The following is a 23,776-nucleotide window of genomic DNA, read 5'->3' on the forward strand; positions in this document are numbered from 1 at the left end:
TTACGCGCTGATTGCTGCTGCGCGACGCATGCGCAGCAGCAACATTCCCCCGGCAAGCAGGGTGATTACCTGCGAGACGACCAGCACCGAAAAGCCTGAGCTGACCGACCCTACCGACCTCATCACCATCCCCATCAGCAGCGGAATAAACGCCGCGCAGATATTGCCGATCCCGTTGATAATGCCGTAAGCGCTGCCCACCGCTTCCCGCGCGGCGTGATGCTGGATCACCGCCGGAATAGCCGCCCCCTGTAGTCCCCAGAAGATATTCGCCGAGAGCATAAACAGCGCCAGCCAGGCAGGCTGATGGCTGAGCATCAGCGCGACCACGGACAGCGCCGTCAGCGCGCCGCCCACCACAAACAGCATTGGCGCCTGTTCCGGACGCATTTTGTCGAGCAGCACCCCGCCGAGGAACTTCGAGCCCAGACTCAGCAGGAAGGGAATGGCCGCAAGCATGCCCGTGGCGTGCAGCGAGAAATGATGCTCGTCGCGCAGCCACGCGGGCAGCCAGGCGCTGCTCCCCCAGAGATAGCTCAGGGTGGCAATCTCAACCAGCAGGATCCACCCGAGCAGCGGCGTCTGCCAGGCCAGCGAAAACGTCTCTGCGAAGCCCGGTTTTTTGATTTTCTCCGCACCCCGCGGCGCGGGCAGGAAGCGCCAGACAAGGCCGCCGCCCAGCACCAGATTTAATACCGCCAGGGCATAAAACGACCCGGCCCAGCCGAGATGCGCCATCAGCCACGTTACCAGCGGAAAGCCCACGGCCAGCCCGAGCGAGACGCCCAGCGCGGTCACGGCGTTGGGTTTGCCGATCTCTTGCGCGCTAAAGTGATCGCTGATGAAGCACGTTTTCAGCGAAAAGAGCGGCCCCTCAGCGATCCCCAGGATCGTGCGCGCGACGAGCATGCCCATCAGCGATCCGAGCAGCGGGGAAATGGCGCATACCGCTGCCCACATCGCTATGCTGCTCAATAATCCCTGTCGATAATGGAGTTTGCTTTCAATAACCGGAGTTAATAATAAAGCTGAAAATCCATAACCCAGCAGAAAACAGGTCATAAGCATTCCCTGTAACATTCTGTTTTCATTTAGCTGAAAATGCTGAGCAAATTCCGGGTTTAAAATCATTACAGAAATATTCACCCGGTCAACGTAGGAAATAATAACCAGTAATAACAGTGCCACTGTGCCTTGCCATCTTGCCGTCATAACGCCTGCCTTATGTTTTCGCTTATTTCTATTTTTATGCGCGTGATTGTCACGTGGGTAAAATGGTTCACCTGTGAAACTCATTGTTTATTAAAGAAGAAATAAAATTAAGTTTCACAGGTGAAACACCATAATTTTCCCTTCTTTTATTTTTAAGGAACAAAAAGAAAAGAAGTCAATCACTGTTTATTAAAATTTAAGGCCATCGATAAATCGTATTCTTTCACACCGAAATAATGAAAATTTCATATCGCTGCATTTTTTCGTGATCCTTTGCACACTTAGTTAATTAATTGCCGTTTGATTAACAAATTCGTCACATTGCGGCTTGACGAAACATTCATCGCTTTTATATTGACCGTATTAAATAAGAAACAGAGTTTCATATATGAAACAAAAGCCTGGAGGATCGTGATGAGCTGGATAGGCGTATGTGACGCAGAACAAGTACAGGAAGATTTCCCTTTTAGCGGCAACGTCGACGGTAAAGAGATCGGCGTGTATTTGATTGACGGTGAATATTACGCGCTGGAAGACGTATGCCCCCATGCCTATGCCCTGCTGAGCCAGGGCTTCGTGGAGGACGGCAAGGTGGAATGCCCGCTGCACGAGGCGGTCTTCGACGTCAAAACCGGTCAGTGCCTGCACGGCCCCGGCGGGCGCAACCTCAACCGCTACCCGGTTCGGGTTTTTGAAAACCAGATTCAGATTACCTTCGTCGAGGAGACCGTGGCATGAGCGACACCCTGAACTACAACCCGGCGCTGCCGGAAAGCCGTCAGTTTGCCCCACCGGCTGAGGGCGGTAACGGTGCGATCCATAAGCCGGGTGATTACCAGAACCTGATCTGGCAGACCCGCAGCCGCGAGCCGGAAAGCTGGGAAGTGAACCTCATCGCCACGCTGGAAGATCTCTTCGAGCAGGGGGTTGAAACCTTACCGGAGCTGGTGAACGGGCTGAACGCGGTGCGCATGCACGATCAGCAGGGCGAGCCGTGGAGCGAGGCCAGCTTCCAGGCATTCTTACAGGTTAACGGCTACTGAGGGCAACGCGATGACGACTACCGTACAACACTATCTCGATAAAGGTCTGCGCGGCCTCTGGTATCCGGTGCTGGCGAGCTGGGAGGTGCAGTCTGCACCGGTGGGCATTACCCGCCTGGGCGAACAGATTGTGGTCTGGCGCAACAAAGACGGCCAGGTGCAGGCGCTGGAGGACCGCTGTCCGCACCGCGGCGCACGCCTGTCGATGGGCTGGAACCTGGAGGACCGCATTGCCTGCTGGTATCACGGCGTGGAGGTCGCGGGCAACGGCGAGGTGAAAGACGTGCCCGCCGTGGACAAATGTCCGCTGGTCGGCCAGCAGTGCGTGCGCAGCTACAACGTGCAGGAGGCGCACGGCGCAATCTTTCTGTGGTTTGGCGTCACCGCAGACCAGCAGCCGGACGAGCTGACCTTCCCGGACGAGCTCGCCGATACGGACAGCTTCAGCAACTTCCTCTGCACCGCCGCGTGGAAATGCAATTACCAGTACGCGCTGGAAAACGTGATGGATCCGATGCACGGCACCTATCTGCACTCCTCGTCGCACTCAATGGCGGAAGGGGATCGCAAGGCCGACATGGTGCTCCAGCCGACCAAAACCGGCTTTATCTTCGAGAAAAAGGGGCAGAGCGGCGTCAACTTTGACTGGGTGGAGCTGGGCAACAGCGGCACCTGCTGGATGCGCCTCTCCATTCCGTACAAGAAGCGTTTCGGGCCGGGCGGCCACTTCTTTATCGTCGGCATGGTGGTGCCGGAAGATAACGACAACTGCCGCGTCTTCTTCTGGCGCATTCGCCGGGTGCAGGGCTGGCAGCGCGACATGTGGCGCTTCATGTACCGCAACCGTCTGGAAAAACTGCACTGGGAAGTGCTGGAGCAGGACCGCGTGGTGCTGGAAAGCCTGGCGCCAAACGCCCGCGACCATGAATACCTGTATCAGCACGACGTCGGCCTCTCGCGCCTGCGCCGCATGATGCAAAAGGCCGCCAAAGAGCAACTGGCGATGCGCGAAGAACAGCAGGGAGCCGCCTGATGAACGGGCTGCTGAGCGGCAAGCGCATCGTCATAACCGGCGCCGCGCGCGGGCTGGGCTTTCACTTTGCCAAAGCCTGCGCGGAGCAGGGCGCGGCGGTGGTGATGTGCGACATCCTCAAGGGCGAGCTGGCCGAAAGCGCCCACGCCCTGAGCGAGCGGGGCTATGCGATCGAACCGCACGTTATCGATCTGGCCGATCCACAGTCCATTGAGCAGGTGTTCAGCGCGATTGGCGAGCAGGGTCAGATCGATGGCCTGGTGAACAACGCGGCGATGGCGACGGGCGTCGGCGGCAAAAATATGCTCGATTACGATCCGGATCTCTGGGATCGGGTGATGAGCGTCAACGTCAAAGGCACCTGGCTGGTGACGCGCGCTGCGGTGCCGCTGCTGCGCGAGGGCGCGGGTATCGTGAACGTTGCGTCCGACACCGCGCTGTGGGGCGCGCCGCGCCTGATGGCCTACGTCGCCAGCAAGGGCGCCGTGATCGCCATGACCCGCTCAATGGCGCGTGAACTGGGCGAAAAGCGTATACGCATTAATGCCATCGCGCCGGGGTTAACCCGCGTCGAGGCGACCGAATATGTTCCGGCCGAGCGCCATCAGCTTTACGAGAATGGCCGCGCGTTAACCGGCGCGCAGCAGCCGGAAGACGTCACCGGCAGCGTAGTCTGGCTGTTAAGCGATCTGTCGCGGTTTGTCACCGGGCAGCTGATCCCGGTCAACGGCGGTTTTGTTTTTAACTAAGGTGTGGCGATTATGGCAAACGATCAGGAAGTGAAGTATCTGGTGCCGGGGCTGGAGCGCGGTTTACAGCTGCTGTTGGCCTTTGGCGAGCAGCATCGCGATCTGACCTTTGCCGAGCTGCACCGGCTGGTGGATATGCCGAAGGCGACCGCCTATCGCGTGGTGCAGACGCTGGAGTACATGGGCTTTCTGGAGCGCAACGCGCGTACCAATACTTTTTCGCTGGGCATGAACGTGCTGCGTCTCGGCTTTGAGTACATCGCCTCGCTGGACGTGGCGCAGGTCGGCCAGCCGGTGATTGAACAGCTGCGCGACGTGAGCCAGTGCAGCAGCCATCTGGCGATCCGCGACGGGCGCGACATTATCTACATCGCCCGCGTCAGCGCCGCCGGGTCGCGCATCAATCAGGTCAGCATTGGCACCCGCCTGCCGGTGCACTGCACCTCGCTGGGCCGCATGTTGCTGACCGATATTTCCCGCGCCGATTTCGAACAGTTGTTCCCGCACGAGCGCCTGCCGGGCAACACGCCGGGGCAGCTTCACGACCGCGAGGCCCTGTGGCAGATGGTGCAACAGGACAAAGCCCGCGGGTTTGTCATCGGCGAATCCTTCTTCCGCCACGGCATCTCCTCCATCGTCTACCCGGTGTATGACCGAAGCGGACGCGTGGCGGCGGTGGTCAGCATTCTGGTGCCGTCGGAGGAGATCCCGCAGACCGACCGCGAGCGGCTGCAAAACGAGGTTCGCCTCGCGGCGGATAAAATTTCTGGCTTCTTAGGCTATTTGTCACAGGCCAGCTAAATCAGTGAGTTAACGTCAGGCGCTTGACTGCGTCGGGCATGTTTTACGCCCAATTTGGGCCAGATGAGGCAACGAACGATGAGTGTAACCGGAATTGAAAAGCTGGAATTTGGCGTGGAAGACCTGACGCACTGCGCCAAATTTATGCGTGATTTTGGCCTGACGGGCGATGCCAGCGGCCAGCGTTTTACCACCCTGAGCGGCGCGCGCGTGGAGCTGAACCCCATCGACAGTCCCGACCTGCCGCCGGCGTTTGAAGCGGGCAACACCCTGCGCCGCATGACCTGGGCGGTTGCCGCACAGTCCGATCTCGACGCGCTGCGCCCGAAGCTTGCGCAGCAGCCCGGCTTTCGCGAAGTGGGCGACGCGCTGGAATGCCTCGATCCGAACGGCATGACCCTGCGCGTGCAGGTCAGCCAGCAGACCGACGTGGAGCTGAACGTTGAGCCGATCAACCAGTGGGGCGATGCCCGCCGTATCGACACGCCCAGTCCGGTTTACGATCGCGCGCAGCCGATCAACGTCGGGCACGTGGTGTTCTTCGTGGAGGAGCTGGCGGCGGTGGAGAAATTCTACCGCGAGGTGCTCGGCTTCCAGGTTTCGGACCGCTACATCAACCGCGCCGTGTTCCTGCGCTGCGGGGTGCGCGGCGGACATCACAACCTGTTCCTGCTGCAACTGCCGAACCGCAGGCGCGGCCTCAACCACGTGGCCTTCACCGTGCGCGACATCCACGAGGTGATCGGCGGCGGTATCGCGATGAATAAAAATGAATGGAGCACCTTTATCGGGCCGGGCCGCCATCCGGTGTCGTCGGCCTATTTCTGGTACGTCAATAGCCCGACCGGCGGCGCGTTTGAGTATTACACCAACGACGACTATCTGACCGAAAACTGGCAGCCGCGCGAGCTAGAGCACTCCCTGGTCTCCTTTACCGAATGGGCGGTAGAAGGCGGGATTGACCACGACACCCGCCGCCAGCAGAAAAAGCCGGAGGCGGTATGACGTCGCGCATTGTCATTATCGGCGGCGGTCAGGCGGGCGGCTGGGCGGCGAAAACCCTGCGCGACGAGGGCTTCGACGGCGAGATCTGCGTGGTGGCGGAAGAGGAGTGGGATTTCTACGAACGTCCGCCGCTGTCGAAAGCGTCTCTGCTGGAGCCGGACGCGGCGCTCCCGCGGCTGTTTAGCGAAGAAGCACAGCAGGCGCTGAACCTGACCTGGTACCGCCCGCTGCGTGCTGAATCAGTCGATCGTGAAGCGAAAACCGTGCGTTTAAGCAACGGCGAACGCCTTAGTTACAACATTCTTCTAATGGCCACCGGCGGGAGGGCGCGCCTGCCTTCACCGGCGTGGGCGGCGCATCCGCAGGTCTACACTCTGCGCCACTGGCAGGATGCGCAGCGCCTGAAGGCGCGTCTGGCGGAAAGTAAAAAACTGGCGATTGTCGGCGGCGGCTGGATCGGCCTTGAGATTGCCGCTTCCGCGCGCAAAAGCGGCGTGACGGTCACGCTGTTCGAGCAGCAGCCCGCGCTGTGCATGCGCTCGGTGAGCGGCGAGGTGTCGCAGCGCTTAGAGACCATCCACCGCGAGCAGGGGGTGGAGATCCGTACCGGCTGCGGCGCGCTGGAGCTGGAGGACGATAACGGCCTGCCGGTCATCCACTGCGACGGCCAGCGCGAAACCTTTGACGCGGTGGTGGTGGGGATCGGCGTCGATCTCAATCTTGAGCTGGCGCGCGATGCGGGACTTCGCACCGAGCGGGGGATCGTGGTGGACGCCCAGGGGCGCACGTCCGATCCGTTCATCTTTGCCGCAGGCGACGTGGCGCAGCACCATCACTACGGCCTGTGCATCCAGTCCTGGGCCTTCGCGCAGAATCAGGCAGTGGCGACGGCGAAAGCCATGCTTAACCCCGATGCGCCAGGCTACGACGACGCGCCGTGGCTGTGGTCGGATCAATATCAGCACAACATCCAGATCCTCGGCATTCCGCAGCCGGGCAGCCGAACGATAGTGCGTGAAGAGGCGCTGTACTTCTCGCTGGACGACAACGGTCGGCTAACGCAGCTGGTGGCGTTCAACGATGCGCGCACCGTCAAGCTGGCGAAGCGCTGGATGGCCGCGGAGCGAGATTTATCGAATGTGCCGCTCGCCGACCCGGCTTTTTCACTGATGTCATTGCGATAGCTAACCCGCACCCGTAGGGGGAGACATGACCACATTAGAGACCAACACCGCGCCCGTCGAGGCGAGCGGTGAGGGAACCCGCACGCCTGAAAAAGCGGTGCGCTGGGCCATCCCGCTGTCGCTGCTGGCCTGCGTGCTGCTGGCCTTTTTCGACAAAATCAGCATCGCGGCGCTCTTTTCCGACGGCCATTTCCAGCAGGCGATGGGCATCGATTTTGACACCACGCGCCTCGGCATTCTGATGAGCGCCTTCCTGCTGAGCTACGGCTTTTCGTCGGTATTTTTGAGCGGTTTAGGCGACAAAATCGCGCCGCTGCGCCTGCTCACCGGGATGATGGCGATCTGGTGCGTGCTGATGGTGGCGATGGGCTTTACCCATAACTACACGCTGATGATCGTCCTGCGCATCCTGCTGGGCGTGGCGGAAGGGCCGCTGTTCCCGCTGGCTTTCGCCATCGTGCGCCACAACTTCCCGCAGCATTTACAGGCGCGCGCCACCATGCTGTGGTTGCTGGGCACGCCGGTAGGGGCGGCAATTGGCTTCCCGCTCTCCCTCTGGCTGCTGAACACCTTCGGCTGGCAGAGCACCTTCTTTGTGATGGCAATGCTGACCGTGCCGGTGCTTATCTTTGTGCGCGTTGGCCTGCGCGGGATCCGTCTGGAAGCAAAACCCGGTACCTCGCAGGCGTCTCAGGACGAGCGGCGCGCGGCGCGGCGCGAGCTGTTTGTCAGCCCGCACTTCTGGATCATCTGCATCTTTAACATCGCGTTCCTGACCTACCTGTGGGGCATCAACGGCTGGCTGCCTGGCTACTTAATTAAGGGCAAAGGCATCCACCTGGAGCACGCGGGCTGGCTGTCGTCGATGCCGTTCATCGCCATGCTGGCGGGAGAGGTGATTGGCGCGTGGCTCTCTGACCGGGTCGATAAGCGCGCGGCGGCCTGCTTTATCTCCATGGCGGGGGCGGCCATCGGGCTGGCGGCGGTGATGCACCTTGATACCCCGCTTGCCATCATCGCGGCGATGAGCTTCAGCACCTTTATGTGGGGCACCGGCGCACCCAACATTTTCGCCCTGCTGGCGAAGGCCACCCATCCCCGGGTGAGCGCCACGGCGGGCGGCATTTTCAACGGGCTGGGAAACTTTGCGGGCGCGCTGTCGCCGGCGGTGATGGGCGCGCTGATCGCCTTCACCCACAGCATGGATTCCGGGCTGATTTTTCTGGCGGTGATGGCGGCGGTGGGCTGCGTCCTGTTACTGCCGCTGCTGAGACGTTACTGAGGAGAGTGTCATGACTGATTCAACCGTAACCAACAAAACAGGCATCAAACCTGACCACCTGACGATGGAAGAGTGGGTCGAGTCGCGCATCGCGCGCTTCGAAGGCCGTAAATACGACTGGAACGCGCTGAAGTTCCAGGCCGATTTTGACCCGAAATACCGCCGGGCGCAGATGCGCTACATCGGCACCGGCGCAACCGGCGTGGCGAACGACACCAATACCGTGCAGGCGGACCATTTTACTTTCTCCACCATGGTGCTGCCGTCGAAGTGCGAAGGGCCGCTGCACCTGCACGACGACGTGGAGGAGGTGTTCTTCATGCTCAAAGGGCAGATCACGCTGATGATCCAGGACGGCGACAACTACACCGAAACCGTGCTGCGCGAGCGTGACTTGATCTCCGTCCCGCCTGGCATCTATCGCGGCCTGTTTAACCACGGGGAAGAAGAGGCGCTGATGTGCGTCATGCTGGGAACCAATAAGCCGGAAATCCCGACCTATCCCTCCGATCATCCGCTCTCAAAAGTGAAGCGGAACTAAGGAGGCGACATGACGGGTTTTCGTGAACAGGGAAGCGGCATCCCGCTGATGCTGCTGCATGGGATCAGCTCTGGCGCTGCGTCCTGGCATAAGCAGATGGCGCTGGAGGGCTTTCGCGTGCTGGCGTTGGACATGCCCGGTTACGGCGAAAGCCCGATGCTGGCGGTTGAGCGGGCGAACGCGGGAGATTACGCCGACGCGCTGGCGGCGATGCTCGATCGCGCAGGCGTCTGGCAGGCGGTACTGGTGGGCCATTCCCTGGGGGCGCTGGTGGCCAGCGCGTTTGCGGCGAAGTTCCCTGAACGCGTTATTCATCTGGTGCTGGCGGACGCCGCGCAGGGTTACGGCAATGCCGCGCCGGCGCAGCGAGAGCAGGTCTGGCGTAATCGCGAGCAGCAGATGGCGCTCGGCGGCGACATTCTCGCGCAGACCCGCGCCGCGAAGCTGCTGCGCCCCGGCGCGCGCGCAGAAGATATCGCCACCGTCGCGGCGGGCATGCGCAGGCTGCGCCCCGAAGGCTACCTCGCTGCCGCGTGGATGCTGGCGCATGACGACATTCACGGCTGGCTTAAGCGTTACGCCGGTCAATTTGAAGTCTGGTGCGGCGAGCAGGACGCGATCACGCAGCCCGAACTGGTACAGGGGCTGGCGCTGCGCTACGGCATGCCGTTTACCGCGATTCCGCAGGCCGGACACGCGAGCTATCTCGATAACGACGCGTTTTTTAACCAACAGCTTTTACGCATTAACGAAGAGGTGCGCGATGAATGCACACATTGACAGCCGCGTAGCGGTCGTTACCGGCGGTTCGTCCGGCATTGGCTTTGAGACGCTGCGCCTGCTGCTGGGCGAAGGGGCGAAAGTCGCCTTCTGTGGCCGCGACCCGGACCGGCTCGCCAGCGCCCATGCGACGCTGCAAAACGACTATCCCGACGGGGAGATTTTCTCATACCGCTGCGACGTGCTGAACGCCGACGAGGTGCAGGCCTTCGCGGATGCGGTGCAGGCGCGCTTTGGCGCGGCGGATATGCTGATCAACAACGCCGGTCAGGGCTACGTGGCGCACTTCAGCGACACGCCGCGCGAGGCGTGGCTGCACGAAGCCGAACTCAAACTGTTTGGCGTCATTAATCCGGTGCAGGCGTTTCAGCCGCTGCTGGAACGCTCCGATATCGCCTCCATCACCTGCGTGAACTCCCTGCTGGCGCTTCAGCCGGAAGAGCACATGATCGCCACGTCGGCAGCCCGCGCCGCGCTGTTGAACATGACGCTGACGCTCTCGAAAGAGCTGGTGGGCAAAGGCATTCGCGTCAATTCCATACTGCTTGGCATGGTCGAGTCCGGCCAGTGGCAGCGCCGCTTCGAAAGCCGGGCGGACAAAAGCCAGAGCTGGCCGGAGTGGACGGCGGAAATCGCGCGCAAGCGCGGCATTCCGATGGCGCGTCTCGGCAAGCCGCAGGAGCCCGCGCAGGCGCTGCTGTTTCTCGCCTCACCGCTGGCCTCGTTTACTACCGGCGCGGCGCTGGACGTTTCCGGCGGCTTTTGCCGCCATCTGTAAGGACACATCATGAAAAAGGTAATGTTAATTGGTTATGGCGCCATGGCGCAGGCGGTGATTGAGCGTCTGCCCGCCGGCGTGGCTATCGGCTGGATCGTGGCGCGCGCGTCTCACCATGCCGCCATTCGCGACCAGTTTGGCGATGCGGTCGAGGCGCTGACCTCGCCGATGGCCTGCGCACAAACGCCCGATCTGGTGCTGGAGTGCGCCAGCCAGCAGGCGGTTGCGCAGTACGGCGAAGCGATTCTGCGCCGCGGCTGGCATCTGGCGGTCATTTCCACCGGCGCGCTGGCGGACAGCGCGCTGGAGCAGCGCCTGCTCGCGGCGGGCGGAAAACTGACGCTGCTTTCCGGGGCGGTGGCCGGCATCGACGGGCTGGCGGCGGCGAAGGAGGGCGGGCTTGAGCGCGTCACCTATCAGTCGCGTAAAAGCCCGGCCAGCTGGCGCGGCAGCTACGCCGAGCAGCTTATCGATCTTAACGCGGTCTCGGAGGCGAAGGTCTTTTTTGAAGGGAGCGCCCGCGAGGCGGCGCGCCTGTTCCCGGCGAACGCCAACGTGGCGGCGACCGTGGCGCTCGGCGGCGTCGGGATGGATGAAACCCGCGTGCAGCTGATGGTTGACCCGGCAACGAAACGTAACACCCACACGCTGCACGTAGAAGGGCTGTTTGGCGAATTCCATCTGGAGCTGAGCGGGCTGCCGCTGGCGTCTAACCCTAAAACCTCCACCCTGGCGGCACTCAGCGCGGTGCGCGCCTGCCGCGAACTGGCCCTGAGCTGAGGAGTGACGATGGACGATCTGAAGATTTTTATCGGCGGCCAGTGGCGACGCGGCGGTGGCAACCCGATGCAGAGCCACTTCCCGGCTGACGGGTCGCTCAATGCGACGCTGAACGCGGCAAACCTTGACGATCTGCACGACGCGATCGAGGCCGGCGAGCGCGCGTGGCGCGATCCCGCCTGGCGCAACAGCCTGCCGCACATGCGGGCGAAGATCCTGCACAAGGTGGCGGATCTGATTGAGTCCCGCGCTGACGAGCTGGCGCAGATGCAGAGCCGGGATAACGGCAAGCCGCTGGCGGAGGCGCGCGGGCTGGTGATGAGCGCGGCGGGAACGGCCCGCTACTTCGCCGCTGCCTGCGAGCTGCTGGAAGGGGAGCTGCCCACGCCGCGCCAGCCGGATCTGCTGACGCTAAGCCGCTATGAGCCGCTCGGCGTGGTGGCGGCCATCACGCCGTGGAACTCGCCCATTGCCAGCGAGATGCAGAAGGTCGCCCCGGCCATCGCCGCCGGGAACGCGGTGATCCTCAAGCCTGCCGAAGCCACGCCGCTGATGGCGCTTGAGCTGGCGCGCATTTTTGAACAGGCCGGGCTGCCCGCCGGGCTGCTGAGCGTGCTGCCGGGCAAAGGCTCGGTGATTGGCGACGCGCTGGCGCGCCATCCCCGCGTGCGAAAAATTTCCTTTACCGGCGGCACCGCCACGGGCCGCCATCTGGCGCACGTGGCTGCGGAAAAGCTGATCCCGGCGTCGCTGGAGCTGGGCGGTAAATCCCCGACCATCGTGCTGGAGGATGCCGACGTTGAGCAGGCCGCGCGCGGGATCTGCTACGGCATTTTCAGTTCAGCAGGGCAGGCGTGCATCGCCGGGTCCCGGCTGTTTATCCACGAAAGCCTGTACGCGCCGCTGATGGCGCGGCTGCTGGAATTAACTCGCGGGCTGCGCGTAGGGCACCCCTTCACCGACGGCGTTCACGTTGGGCCGCTGATCAATGAGAAACATCGCCAGAGCGTGCAGGAATACGTCGAGCTGGCGAAGCGCGAGGGGGGCCGGGTGCTGTGCGGCGGGGAGATCCCGGCGGATCCTGACCTCGCAAACGGCAGCTTCTTCCAGCCGACCATTATCGAAGGGCTGACGAACGGCGCCCGCGCCTGCCAGGAGGAGATCTTCGGCCCGGTGCTGGTGGCGATGCCGTTTCGCGATGAAGCGGCGTTGATCCGCGAGGCGAACGACTCGGTTTACGGCCTGGCGGCAGGGATCTGGACCCGTGACACCGGGCGGGCGCTGCGCCTGAGCGAGCAGCTGGAGGCCGGTACGGTGTGGATCAACACCTACAAAGTTTTTGCGATTTCGACCCCGTTCGGGGGCTTTAAAGAGAGCGGTCTGGGCCGCGAAAAGGGCATTCAGGGGCTGAAAGCCTGGATGCAGCAAAAGAGCATTTATCTGGCGACGGGTAACAGCGTCAACCACTGGTGCGACTGAGAAAGGGTGAGCAATGAGCGAAATGATAACCGTCGGCGACGCCATCGCCAGAACGCTGGAGCAGTATCAGGTTGAGGCCATCTACGGCGTCATCTCCATTCACAACCTGCCGATCGCGGACGCGGTAGGGCAGCGGGGCAAAATCCGCTTCGTGCCCGCGCGCGGCGAGGCGGGTTCCGTCACCATGGCTGACGCCCACGGGCGGTTTTCCGGCCTCGGCGTGGCGCTGACCAGCACCGGCGCGGGGGCGGGGAACGCGGTAGGCGCGCTGGTGGAGGCGATGAACGCCTGCACGCCGCTGCTGCATTTAACCGGACAGGTTGAGAAGGCCTGGCTGGACGCCGACACCGGGTTTATCCACGAGACCCGCGACCAGCTGACCTTCCTGAAGGCCAGTTCAAAACGGGCGTACCGCATCAGCAATGCCAGCCAGGCGATAGCCATCCTGCATAAAGCGATTCAGGAGGCGCAGACGCCGCCGTGCGGGCCGGTCTCTGTGGAGATCCCGATTGATATTCAGGGGGCTAAAATTCCTCTGTCTCTGGTGACCGCACCGGTGAAACCGGCTTCGGTTGCAGCCGTGGATCCCGTGAAGGTGGATGCTTTATGGGCGCAGCTCAGGCAGGCTAAACAGCCGCTGCTGTGGCTGGGCGGCGGGGCGCTGGGAAGCGCTGACGCGGTGAAAAAACTGGCGGATGCGGGCGTGACGGTGATCTCCAGCACCCACGCGCGCGGCGTGCTGCCGGACGGCCATCGTGCCAGCCTGCGCGCGTTCCACAACTCGCCGTCGGTTGAGGCACTGATTGCGCAGTGTGATTTTACGCTGGTGGCCGGTTCTCGCCTGCGCAGCAACGAGACTCGTTCCTGGACGCTGGATTTACCGTCTCCACGCGTGCAGATAGATATCGACCCGGCGGCGGCGAGCCGTAACTACCTGATGGATAACACGCTGATAGCCGACTGTTCAGCGCTGCTTGGCGCGCTGGCTGAAAAAGCGCAGGGCCGCGAGTGGGGCAACACCCAGTGGGACGCGCAGGTGCAGCAGGTGGTCTCGCAGGCTGAACAGGGCCTGCGCGAGCAGTGCGGCGCCTATGCGAAGCTCAACGACGCCATTGAAAAAGCCCTGCCGCAGGACGGCCTGCTGGTGCGCGATATCACCGTTTCCGGCAGCCTGTGGGGCAGTCGTCTGTTCCGCGCTAACGGTCCGCTGATGAACATTCACTCTCTTGCCGGGGCGATTGGCATGGGGCTGCCAATGGCGATTGGTACCGCGATTGCCAACCCACAGCGTAAGGTGGTGGGGCTGGTGGGCGACGGTGGCCTGAGCCTGAATTTAGGCGAGCTGGCGACGCTGGCGCAGGAGAAAGCTAACGTGACGCTGCTGATCATGAACGACGGGGGCTACGGCGTGATGCGCGGCATTCAGGATAAGTACTTCGGCGGGCGTCAGTATTATAACGAACTGCATACGCCGGACTTTACCCTGCTGGCACAGGCAATTGGCCTGCAGGCGTGGAGCGTTGAGCGGGCAGAGGATTTTGAAGCCGTGATGACGGAAGCGCTGGCGATGCCGGGACCGTCGGTAGTGGAAGTGCGGATGGGTCAGATTGGCGCGCTGAAGTTTGCCGGGCCGCCGCAGAAAACGCTTTACTAGCTGTTTTCTCCCTCTCCCACGGGGAGAGGGAGAAAACAGTAGTCCGGGTCAGGCGAAGCCGCCACCCGGCTTGTTTTATCAGAACACGTTAAACGGGTATTCCACGTAAGCGCGGATCTCGTCCCCGCCCACGTTATAGTCGCTGGCGTTGCTGGAGACGCGCAGCACGGAGTAGCGCAGTTTCAGCTTCAGATCTTTCGCCGGGCCGTCCTGCACCTGGTACTGGATCTGGTTAAACCACTCGTGCTCTTTGCCGTTGCTGGTTTCAGACGTCTTAATGTTGTCGCCGCGCACGTAGGCGGTGGTCCAGCTCAGGCCCGGCAGGCCGAGTCCGCCGAAGTCCAGGCCGTAGGATGCCTGCCATGAGCGCTCGTCTTCACCGTTAAAGTCAGACCAGTAGGAGTTCGCCAGCCAGATGGTGTTGCCGCCGTCACCCACGCCGCCCTTGTCGCGATAGCCGCCGTAGTTATAGCCGGTGCTGCCGCTGCTCTGCTGGTACGCCACTTTGAACGTGTGAATATCCCAGATGTAGCTCGCCGCCAGGCTCCAGATGGTGTTGCTGCGGCCCGTGTCGAGGCTGTCAGCGTAGCCCTGATCCAGACGCGAGTTATAGCCGTTAAAGTCGAGCACCAGCTGCTGCCCGGTGCTGAACGGCTGTTTGTAATTCAGCCCCAGGTACTGTTTGTTCATCACCTCTTCGTTATGAGAGGCGTATAGCGCGCCGCTGAACTGGTCGTTGAACTGGTAGCTTGCGCCACCGAAAGTCAGGCTTTTCAGGCCGCTGTCGTGGCGGTCGTCGCTTTTACGCTGCTCGTCGGTGAAATAACCGGCGTTCACTTCCAGCCCGTCGATCTCTTTAGACGTCAGCATGGCACCGGTGTAGCTTTCAAACAGCAGGCGGGAACTGTCGGCGTTAACGATAGGCAGTTCAGGACGCTGGTTACCGTAGCTCAGCACGGTATTCGAGATCCGCATTTTGGCGGTAGCGCCAAATTTCGCTAAATCGGATTTGGCCCGGCCATCGTCTTCCTGTTTAAAGAAGTCGATACCTCCCGCACCGCTCTTGCCGCGACCGCCATCCAGGCGCACGCCGTACTGCGCGATGCCGTCCACGCCAAAGCCCACCAGCCCTTCGGTATAGCCGGATTCAAAGGTGGCGATGATGCCCTGACCCCATTCGGCTTTATCCTGCTGGCCCTGATGGTAGTCACGGCTGATATACGCATTGCGTAAAAACAGGTCTAAATGGCTGTCGTCGATAAAACCCTTGCTGTCAGATTGCTGGCTTGCAGCGGCGGGTAATGCGGCGAATAAACTTAAAGCAATTAACGATAATTCTTTTTTCACGGAGGGAACGTCTCTGTCTTAATATATTAAATTGAATTACTGCGAGTTTGATAATTACCGGAAAGATTAACGATTGCAATAAATATGTGACCAGGCGTTTCAGCCGGAAAGGGTAGATTTGACGGGGCTTTCAGAGGTGTTACCGATACGTGCGATTTAGTTAGCAATTCATGCGAAATAAAAAGGAGGCAAAATTGCCTCCTTTCAAAATTATTTAATTCCGTCAGCGGCCATTCGGTCGCGAATATGCTGCGCGCGCGCTTCTGAGGCCGGGTGATCGTCAAACATGGAGCTCTGGCGACCCGCTTCCAGTTTTGCCAGCTTTTCGAAGCTGGTGGCTAAACCGGATGGATTAATACCGCGTTTGCGCAACAGATCGTAGGAGTAGTCGTCCGCTTCGGACTCCTGACGCTGCGAGAACTGGGAGTTAACCAGTTTTTCACCTACGTCACCAAGCTGCGACTGGGACAGGCTGCCAACGATGCCGCCCGCAGAGGCCGCCGCCGCGCGAATGGCGTTGGTGCCTAAGGCAACCTGCATCCCTTTCTTCACGTGGCCGAGCGCAACGTGACCCATTTCATGGCCGATAACCGCTTCCACTTCGTTGTCGGTCATCATATCCATCAGCCCGCTGTAGACGCGGATACAGCCGTTAGCCATCGCGAAGGCGTTGACGTCTTTCGCCATGTAAACCTTGTAGTTCACCGGCTGGCCGTTGATGTTATCGCCGAGCGCGGAAGCAATCTTATTCAGACGCTGTGTGTAGGTACTGTCAGCCGGCGCAAGCGTGGCTTTTCCGTCCATATCTTTACAGGCCTGATCGCTCAGCGCTTTAACCTGCGCGTCGCTCAGGGAGTAGGCCTGAAAGGCTTCTGCACCTGAGGTCATCAGACCGTTAGAGTCCATATTCTGACAGCCGCTCAGCACGAGCGTTGTACCCAGGGCCAGCACTATTGCACGCATTTTCATGAGGTTGCTTCCGTACTCGTTAAACTGAATAAAATCCGAAAAGTGCCCCCGCAACGAAGCCGGGGCGGGATAAGTATAAGGAATATCTACAGGCGCGGGCGAGCAGATTGCGCAACATGCGAGCATGATCCAGAGATTTCTTAAGCTGCAAAAGAATGGTCCATGTACATGCCCTGCGGCTTGGGTTACATTGTTGGCACTTTTTTCCGGCGTAGCCCAAAACGCGCTGTCGTCAAGGGCATGGCCTTTAACAGTCCGATCTGGAGTTAAAATGTCCTCACGTAAAGAGCTTGCTAATGCTATTCGTGCGCTGAGCATGGACGCAGTACAGAAAGCCAAATCCGGCCACCCGGGTGCCCCTATGGGTATGGCTGATATCGCCGAAGTCCTGTGGCGTGATTTCCTTAACCACAACCCGCAGAACCCGGCATGGGCTGACCGCGACCGTTTCGTGCTGTCTAACGGCCACGGCTCTATGCTGATCTACAGCCTGCTGCACCTCACCGGCTACGATCTGCCAATCGAAGAGCTGAAAAACTTCCGTCAGCTGCACTCCAAAACTCCAGGTCACCCGGAAGTGGGCTACACCGCTGGCGTAGAAACCACCACCGGCCCGCTGGGTCAGGGCATTGCTAACGCTGTGGGTATGGCGATTGCCGAGAAGACCCTGGCGGCGCAGTTCAACCGTCCTGGCCATGACATCGTTGACCACTTCACCTACGCTTTCCTGGGCGACGGCTGCATGATGGAAGGCATTTCTCACGAAGTGTGCTCCCTGGCTGGTACCCTGAAGCTGGGCAAACTGGTGGCGTTCTACGACGACAACGGTATCTCCATCGACGGTCACGTTGAAGGCTGGTTCACCGACGACACCGCGGCACGTTTCGAAGCCTACGGCTGGCACGTTGTGCGTGGTGTTGATGGCCACGATGCTGACTCGATTAAACGTGCAGTAGAAGAAGCTCGCGCAGTCACCGATAAACCGTCCCTGCTGATGTGCAAAACCATCATCGGCTTCGGTTCTCCGAACAAAGCGGGCACCCATGACTCCCACGGCGCACCGCTGGGCGACGCGGAAATCGCACTGACCCGTGAAGCACTGGGCTGGAAACACCCTGCCTTCGAAATCCCGTCTGAGATCTATGCTCAGTGGGATGCTAAAGAAGTGGGCCAGGCGAAAGAAGCGGCCTGGAACGAGAAATTCGCTGCCTATGCGAAGGCGTTCCCACAGGAAGCGGCTGAATTCACCCGTCGTATGAAAGGCGATATGCCGTCTGACTTCGACGCGAAAGCCAACGAATTCATCGCGAAGCTGCAGGCGAACCCGTCAAAAATCGCCAGCCGTAAAGCATCTCAGAATGCGATTGAAGCGTTCGGTCCGCTGCTTCCGGAATTCCTGGGCGGCTCCGCTGACCTGGCGCCTTCTAACCTGACCCTGTGGTCTGGTTCTAAGCCAATCAACGAAGACACTGCCGGTAACTACATCCATTACGGTGTACGTGAATTCGGTATGACCGCTATCGCGAACGGTATCGCTCTGCACGGTGGTTTCCTGCCGTACACCTCTACCTTCCTGATGTTCGTGGAATATGCACGTAACGCCGTGCGTATGGCTGCGCTGATGAAACAGCGTCAGGTGATGGTCTATACCCATGACTCCATCGGTCTGGGCGAAGATGGTCCAACTCACCAGCCGGTAGAGCAGGTAGCTTCCCTGCGCGTAACCCCGAACATGAGCACATGGCGTCCATGTGACCAGGTTGAATCTGCGGTGGCGTGGAAATACGGCGTTGAGCGTCAGGACGGCCCGACCGCGCTGATCCTCTCCCGTCAGAACCTGGCGCAGCAGGAGCGTACCCCTGAGCAGCTGGCAAACATCGCCCGCGGTGGCTACGTGCTGAAAGATTGCGCGGGCCAGCCTGAGCTGATCTTCATCGCGACCGGTTCTGAAGTTGAACTGGCTGTAGCTGCATGGGAAAAACTGACTGCCGAAGGCGTGAAGGCGCGCGTGGTCTCCATGCCGTCTACCGATGCGTTCGACAAGCAGGATGCGGCTTACCGTGAATCCGTACTGCCTAAAGCGGTTTCCGCTCGCGTGGCGGTGGAAGCGGGTATTGCTGACTACTGGTTCAAATACGTGGGTCTGAACGGCGCTATCGTCGGTATGACCACCTTCGGTGAGTCTGCTCCGGCAGAACAGCTGTTCGAAGAGTTCGGCTTCACCGTTGAGAACGTTGTCGCTAAGGCGAAAGAGCTGCTGTAATCGCCGTTTTGCCCGGTGGCGCTTACGCTGACCGGGCCTACAAATGGCTCAAAAGTAGGCCGGGTAAGCGCTAGCGCTTACCCGGCTTTTTTTGCGTCATTATTCCAACGAAAATGTGACGCAAGTCATATAGCTCGCTTATTCATCTGGACAGACATTCCTTTTATTCCCCGATTCGCTTATTCTTGCTGAAGCGTTTCAGTCGATTAAATGTTCGACAATTGACCAATCAATCGCAGTTTGTGATAGCAAAGATTCCCCTTCGGGCGTCGCTGGATTACTCTTTCAGCCACCTCAAACTCAGGGATTGCTTTGCAGGAGATCTATGACCGTACGCGTAGCGATTAATGGCTTCGGTCGCATCGGGCGTAATGTGGTTCGTGCTTTGTATGAATCCGGACGTCGGGCGGAAATCACCGTGGTGGCAATCAATGAACTGGCGGATGCTGCTGGCATGGCGCATTTATTGAAGTATGACACCAGCCACGGACGCTTCGCCTGGGATGTGCGCCAGGAAAGAGATCAGCTTTTTGTGGGTGATGACGCTATTCGTGTGCTGCATGAGAACAGCATTTCCGGGCTACCCTGGCGTGAACTGGGTGTAGATGTCGTGCTTGACTGTACCGGTGTGTATGGCAACCGCGAACACGGCGAAGCGCATCTGACAGCAGGCGCGAAAAAAGTCCTGTTTTCTCATCCCGGAAGTAACGACCTCGACGCGACCGTCGTGTTTGGCGTCAACCAGCATGAGCTGCAAGCCGAGCACCGCATTGTTTCCAACGCCTCCTGCACCACCAACTGCATTATTCCGGTCATCAAACTGTTAGACGATGCGTATGGCATTGAATCCGGCACCGTAACCACGATTCACTCCGCCATGCACGATCAGCAGGTTATCGACGCCTATCACCCGGATTTACGACGCACTCGCGCGGCGAGCCAGTCAATCATTCCGGTGGACACGAAACTGGCTGCAGGGATCACCCGAATTTTCCCGCAGTTTAATGACCGTTTCGAAGCGATTGCCGTGCGTGTTCCGACGATAAACGTCACCGCAATCGATCTTAGCGTGACGGTGAAAAAACCGGTAAAAGCCTGTGAAGTCAACCTGTTGCTGCAAAAAGCGGCACAGGGAGCATTTCATGGTATAGTTGACTATACGGAATTACCGTTGGTCTCAGTAGATTTTAACCACGACCCGCACAGCGCCATCGTGGATGGCACGCAGACGCGAGTCAGTGGTGCGCACCTTATCAAGACGCTGGTCTGGTGTGATAACGAATGGGGCTTTGCTAACCGAATGCTCGACACCACGTTAGCCATGGCCGCAAAAGGTTTCAGGTAGAGCGCACCTTGCGCTTGCAAAACTTTAAGAATCAACGAGAGGATTCACCATGTCTGTAATTAAGATGACCGATCTGGATCTGGCAGGTAAACGCGTTTTCATCCGTGCCGATCTGAACGTACCGGTTAAAGATGGCAAAGTGACCAGCGACGCGCGTATCCGTGCATCTCTGCCAACCATTGAACTGGCTCTGAAGCAGGGCGCTAAAGTGATGGTCACCTCCCACCTGGGCCGTCCAACTGAAGGCGAGTACAACGAAGAGTTCTCTCTGCTGCCGGTTGTTAATTACCTGAAAGACAAACTGTCCAACCCGGTTCGCCTGGTGAAAGATTACCTGGACGGCGTAGACGTTGCCGAAGGTGAGCTGGTTGTTCTGGAAAACGTTCGCTTCAACAAAGGCGAAAAGAAAGACGACGAAACCCTGTCCAAAAAATACGCTGCACTGTGCGACGTATTCGTGATGGATGCATTCGGTACTGCGCACCGTGCGCAGGCATCTACCCACGGTATCGGTAAATTCGCAGACGTCGCGTGTGCGGGTCCTCTGCTGGCTGACGAACTGGAAGCACTGGGTAAAGCACTGAAAGAACCTGCTCGCCCAATGGTCGCTATCGTTGGTGGTTCTAAAGTGTCTACCAAACTGACCGTTCTGGATTCCCTGTCTAAAATCGCTGACCAGCTGATCGTTGGCGGTGGTATTGCGAACACCTTCGTTGCCGCTCAGGGCCACAACGTGGGTAAATCCCTGTACGAAGCAGACCTGGTTGACGAAGCCAAACGCCTGCTGGGTACCTGTGATATCCCGGTTCCAACTGACGTTCGCGTGGCGACCGAGTTCTCCGAAACCGCAACCGCGACCCTGAAATCTGTAAACGACATCAAAGACGAAGAGCAGATTCTGGACCTGGGCGACGTTTCTGCACAGAAACTGGCTGAAATCCTGAAAAACGCAAAAACTATCCTGTGGAACGGTCCTGTTGGCGTGTTCGAATTCCCGAACTTCCGCAAAGGGACTGAAATCGTGGCTAACGCAATCGCAGACAGCGAAGCGTTCTCTATCGCAGGCGGTGGTGACACCCTGGCAGCAATCGACCTGTTCGGTATCGCTGACAAGATCTCCTACATCTCCACTGGTGGCGGCGCATTCCTCGAATTCGTGGAAGGCAAAGTACTGCCAGCAGTAGCAATGCTCGAAGAGCGCGCTAAGAAGTAAGCCATTCAAGGGCAGGGAAACCTGCCCAATTTTCAGCGCGCTTTTAAGAGCTCGCACCTTTTCTAACGGCCGAAGATACAGGACTAAGCAACATGTCTAAAATTTTTGATTTCGTAAAACCTGGCGTTATCACTGGTGATGACGTACAGAAAGTGTTCCAGGTAGCTAAAGAAAACAACTTCGCTCTGCCAGCAGTTAACTGCGTAGGTACCGACTCCATCAACGCCGTACTGGAAACCGCTGCAAAAGTTAAAGCACCGGTTATCGTTCAGTTCTCTAACGGCGGCGCTGCGTTCATCGCAGGTAAAGGCGTGAAAACTGACATTCCTCAGGGTGCTGCTATCCTGGGTGCTATCTCTGGTGCGCACCACGTTCACCAGATGGCTGAACACTACGGTGTTCCAGTTATCCTGCACACTGACCACTGCGCGAAGAAACTGCTGCCGTGGATCGACGGTCTGCTGGACGCGGGTGAAAAACACTTCGCGGCAACCGGTAAGCCACTGTTCTCTTCTCACATGATCGACCTGTCTGAAGAGTCACTGCACGAAAACATCGAAATCTGCTCTAAGTACCTGGCGCGCATGGCCAAAATGGACATGACCCTGGAAATCGAACTGGGTTGCACCGGTGGTGAAGAAGACGGCGTGGACAACAGCCACATGGACGCTTCTGCCCTGTACACCCAGCCAGAAGACGTTGATTACGCTTACACCGAGCTGAGCAAAATCAGCCCGCGCTTCACCATTGCAGCGTCCTTCGGTAACGTACACGGCGTTTATAAGCCAGGTAACGTGGTTCTGACCCCGACCATCCTGCGTGATTCTCAGGAATACGTGTCTAAGAAACACAACCTGCCGCACAACAGCCTGAACTTCGTCTTCCACGGCGGTTCCGGTTCTTCTGCTCAGGAAATCAAAGACTCCGTAAGCTACGGCGTAGTGAAAATGAACATCGATACCGACACCCAGTGGGCAACCTGGGACGGTATCCTGCAGTACTACAAAGCGAACGAAGCTTACCTGCAGGGCCAGCTGGGCAACCCGAAAGGCGAAGACCAGCCGAACAAGAAATACTACGATCCACGCGTATGGCTGCGCGCTGCTCAGACGTCCATGGTGACCCGTCTGGAGCAGGCTTTCAAAGAACTGAACGCAATCGACGTTCTGTAATTTGAACTGCTAACAGCATCAGAAGGCCCGCAAATGCGGGCCTTTTTTTATGCTTTTTCAATATTCTGCAATACCTGTTTTTGTGATCTGTTTGGCAAAGCCGGTGCTTTTTGTTTACCCTTTACTGACCTGCCTGTCTCCATGGGGGATGGATTTTGTGTTTTGGTTTAACAAAAGGAAGAATAAATGGAACAACTCGATGTTGTAGACAGCATCAATAACGCCGGCAACTGGCTGGTGCGCAACCAGGCCCTGCTGCTGAGCTATGCCGTGAACATTGTCGCGGCGATTGCCATCATCATCGTCGGGATGATCGTGGCGCGTATCGTGTCGAACGCCGTCAACCGTGTGATGGTCGCACGACACATTGACGCCACGGTGGCTGACTTCCTCTCTGCACTGGTGCGCTACGGCATTATCGCCTTCACGCTGATTGCCGCGCTGGGCCGTGTTGGGGTGCAAACCGCCTCCGTGATTGCCGTTCTTGGTGCCGCCGGTCTGGCCATTGGTCTGGCACTGCAGGGCTCGCTTTCAAACCTGGCGGCGGGCGTACTGCTGGTGACTTTCCGTCCGTTCCGTTCCGGTGAATATGTTGACCTTGGCGGCATCGCCGGTACCGTGTTGCAGGTACAGATTTTCTCTACCACCCTGCGTACCGTCGATGGTCGTATTGTGGTGGTACCGAACGGGAAAATCATTGCGGGCAATATCATTAACTTCTCCCGCGAGCCGGTGCGTCGTAACGAGCTCATCATCAGCGTGGCGTATGATTCCGATATCGATCAGGTGAAGTCGCTGATCGCAAATATCATCGCCTCTGACGACCGCATTCTGAAGGACCGCGAGCAGACGGTTCGCCTGAACGAACTGGGTGCTTCCTCTATTAACTTCGTGGTGCGTATCTGGAGCAAAAGCAGCGATCTGCAAAACGTTTACTGGGATGTGCTGGAGCGCATCAAGCGCGATTTCGACGCCAACGGCATCAGCTTCCCTTACCCGCAGATGGACGTAAACGTCAAAAAAGTCAAAGAAGCAGAATAACGTCACCCGTAGGCCCGGTAAGCGCTCGCGCCACCGGGCTTTACTTTCATAAGCTCCGCTAATACCCAATTAATATTATCCATTTCCTCTAATGTGATTCGCGCA

The 23,776-nt window shown here is 59.1% G+C and carries 22 protein-coding genes; 19 read left to right on the plus strand and 3 right to left on the minus strand.

Going from position 1 to position 23,776, the window contains the following annotated elements; all coding sequences use genetic code 11:
- Positions 1–1,212 carry an MFS transporter gene (locus tag ACTJI7_RS20710; protein ID WP_326431163.1) on the minus strand — a complete coding sequence of 404 codons (1,212 nt, stop codon included), beginning with the start codon at positions 1,210–1,212 and terminating at the stop codon, positions 1–3.
- 414 nt (positions 1,213–1,626) lie between these two features.
- Between ACTJI7_RS20710 and ACTJI7_RS20715 the strand changes: the two genes are divergently transcribed.
- The 14 genes from ACTJI7_RS20715 to ACTJI7_RS20780 all read left to right on the plus strand — a co-directional run bounded on the left by ACTJI7_RS20715 (position 1,627) and on the right by ACTJI7_RS20780 (position 14,321).
- Positions 1,627–1,950 carry a Rieske (2Fe-2S) protein gene (locus ACTJI7_RS20715; protein WP_003860044.1) on the plus strand — a complete coding sequence of 108 codons (324 nt, stop codon included), beginning with the start codon at positions 1,627–1,629 and terminating at the stop codon, positions 1,948–1,950.
- Positions 1,947–2,255, plus strand: a complete 309-nt coding sequence (locus ACTJI7_RS20720) for a recombinase-like helix-turn-helix domain-containing protein (RefSeq protein WP_028014353.1) — start codon at positions 1,947–1,949, stop codon at positions 2,253–2,255. Before ACTJI7_RS20715 ends, ACTJI7_RS20720 begins: the two co-directional genes overlap by 4 nt.
- A 10-nt stretch (positions 2,256–2,265) precedes the next feature.
- Positions 2,266–3,288 (plus strand): Rieske 2Fe-2S domain-containing protein, encoded by a 1,023-nt coding sequence (locus tag ACTJI7_RS20725; RefSeq protein ID WP_440670898.1) that lies wholly within the window; start codon positions 2,266–2,268, stop codon positions 3,286–3,288.
- Positions 3,288–4,037 carry an SDR family oxidoreductase gene (locus ACTJI7_RS20730; RefSeq protein ID WP_232927824.1) on the plus strand — a complete coding sequence of 250 codons (750 nt, stop codon included), beginning with the start codon at positions 3,288–3,290 and terminating at the stop codon, positions 4,035–4,037. Before ACTJI7_RS20725 ends, ACTJI7_RS20730 begins: the two co-directional genes overlap by 1 nt.
- 12 nt (positions 4,038–4,049) lie before the next feature.
- Positions 4,050–4,838 (plus strand): IclR family transcriptional regulator, encoded by a 789-nt coding sequence (locus ACTJI7_RS20735; protein ID WP_028014350.1) that lies wholly within the window; start codon positions 4,050–4,052, stop codon positions 4,836–4,838.
- A gap of 78 nt (positions 4,839–4,916) precedes the next feature.
- The gene (locus ACTJI7_RS20740) at positions 4,917–5,843 is read left to right on the plus strand and encodes a VOC family protein (RefSeq protein WP_049136405.1); all 927 of its coding nucleotides are present in this window, start codon (positions 4,917–4,919) and stop codon (positions 5,841–5,843) included.
- Positions 5,840–7,027 (plus strand): NAD(P)/FAD-dependent oxidoreductase, encoded by a 1,188-nt coding sequence (locus ACTJI7_RS20745; RefSeq protein WP_333021657.1) that lies wholly within the window; start codon positions 5,840–5,842, stop codon positions 7,025–7,027. The genes ACTJI7_RS20740 and ACTJI7_RS20745 overlap by 4 nt, the downstream gene beginning before the upstream one ends.
- A 25-nt stretch (positions 7,028–7,052) precedes the next feature.
- Complete coding sequence (locus tag ACTJI7_RS20750; protein WP_063155139.1) at positions 7,053–8,309, plus strand: MFS transporter; 1,257 nt, start codon at positions 7,053–7,055, stop codon at positions 8,307–8,309.
- A gap of 10 nt (positions 8,310–8,319) precedes the next feature.
- Positions 8,320–8,850 carry a cupin domain-containing protein gene (locus tag ACTJI7_RS20755; protein ID WP_017382915.1) on the plus strand — a complete coding sequence of 177 codons (531 nt, stop codon included), beginning with the start codon at positions 8,320–8,322 and terminating at the stop codon, positions 8,848–8,850.
- 9 nt (positions 8,851–8,859) lie between these two features.
- Entirely contained in the window at positions 8,860–9,630 is a 771-nt protein-coding gene (locus tag ACTJI7_RS20760) for an alpha/beta fold hydrolase (RefSeq protein WP_063155138.1), read from the plus strand.
- On the plus strand, positions 9,614–10,408 hold the full coding sequence (locus ACTJI7_RS20765) for an SDR family oxidoreductase (protein ID WP_063155137.1): 795 nt from the start codon (positions 9,614–9,616) through the stop codon (positions 10,406–10,408). Before ACTJI7_RS20760 ends, ACTJI7_RS20765 begins: the two co-directional genes overlap by 17 nt.
- 9 nt (positions 10,409–10,417) lie before the next feature.
- Positions 10,418–11,188 carry an aspartate dehydrogenase gene (locus tag ACTJI7_RS20770; protein WP_041908340.1) on the plus strand — a complete coding sequence of 257 codons (771 nt, stop codon included), beginning with the start codon at positions 10,418–10,420 and terminating at the stop codon, positions 11,186–11,188.
- Between the two features lie 9 nt (positions 11,189–11,197).
- Complete coding sequence (locus ACTJI7_RS20775) at positions 11,198–12,667, plus strand: aldehyde dehydrogenase (RefSeq protein WP_063155136.1); 1,470 nt, start codon at positions 11,198–11,200, stop codon at positions 12,665–12,667.
- A 13-nt stretch (positions 12,668–12,680) separates the two neighbouring features.
- On the plus strand, positions 12,681–14,321 hold the full coding sequence (locus tag ACTJI7_RS20780; RefSeq protein ID WP_063155135.1) for a thiamine pyrophosphate-binding protein: 1,641 nt from the start codon (positions 12,681–12,683) through the stop codon (positions 14,319–14,321).
- 78 nt (positions 14,322–14,399) lie between these two features.
- Here ACTJI7_RS20780 and ACTJI7_RS20785 read toward each other — a convergent pair whose 3' ends face one another.
- Together ACTJI7_RS20785 and ACTJI7_RS20790 are read right to left on the minus strand one after the other, a co-directional pair.
- A complete protein-coding gene (locus ACTJI7_RS20785; protein WP_126344928.1) occupies positions 14,400–15,668 on the minus strand; it encodes an OprD family outer membrane porin in 1,269 nt (422 codons plus the stop codon).
- Between the two features lie 210 nt (positions 15,669–15,878).
- Positions 15,879–16,637 carry a M48 family metallopeptidase gene (locus ACTJI7_RS20790; RefSeq protein WP_028014340.1) on the minus strand — a complete coding sequence of 253 codons (759 nt, stop codon included), beginning with the start codon at positions 16,635–16,637 and terminating at the stop codon, positions 15,879–15,881.
- A gap of 271 nt (positions 16,638–16,908) precedes the next feature.
- Here ACTJI7_RS20790 and tkt point away from each other — a divergent pair, with 271 nt between their 5' ends.
- From tkt to mscS, 5 genes are all read left to right on the plus strand, one after another.
- Positions 16,909–18,900: a transketolase gene (tkt, locus tag ACTJI7_RS20795; RefSeq protein ID WP_041908344.1), complete on the plus strand. Its 1,992-nt coding sequence runs from the start codon at positions 16,909–16,911 to the stop codon at positions 18,898–18,900.
- Between the two features lie 325 nt (positions 18,901–19,225).
- Positions 19,226–20,245 (plus strand): erythrose-4-phosphate dehydrogenase, encoded by a 1,020-nt coding sequence (epd, locus tag ACTJI7_RS20800; protein ID WP_047367434.1) that lies wholly within the window; start codon positions 19,226–19,228, stop codon positions 20,243–20,245.
- Positions 20,246–20,294: 49 nt separating this feature from the next.
- Positions 20,295–21,458 carry a phosphoglycerate kinase gene (gene pgk / locus ACTJI7_RS20805; protein ID WP_028014337.1) on the plus strand — a complete coding sequence of 388 codons (1,164 nt, stop codon included), beginning with the start codon at positions 20,295–20,297 and terminating at the stop codon, positions 21,456–21,458.
- A 92-nt stretch (positions 21,459–21,550) separates the two neighbouring features.
- Entirely contained in the window at positions 21,551–22,630 is a 1,080-nt protein-coding gene (gene fbaA, locus ACTJI7_RS20810) for a class II fructose-bisphosphate aldolase (RefSeq protein ID WP_008499731.1), read from the plus strand.
- Positions 22,631–22,816: 186 nt separating this feature from the next.
- Positions 22,817–23,671 (plus strand): small-conductance mechanosensitive channel MscS, encoded by an 855-nt coding sequence (mscS, locus tag ACTJI7_RS20815; RefSeq protein WP_003860082.1) that lies wholly within the window; start codon positions 22,817–22,819, stop codon positions 23,669–23,671.
- The last annotated feature ends 105 nt before the right edge of the window (positions 23,672–23,776 follow it).

The sequence above is a fragment of the Enterobacter sp. 22499 genome (assembly GCF_052044815.1).
Taxonomy (GTDB): domain Bacteria; phylum Pseudomonadota; class Gammaproteobacteria; order Enterobacterales; family Enterobacteriaceae; genus Enterobacter; species Enterobacter bugandensis.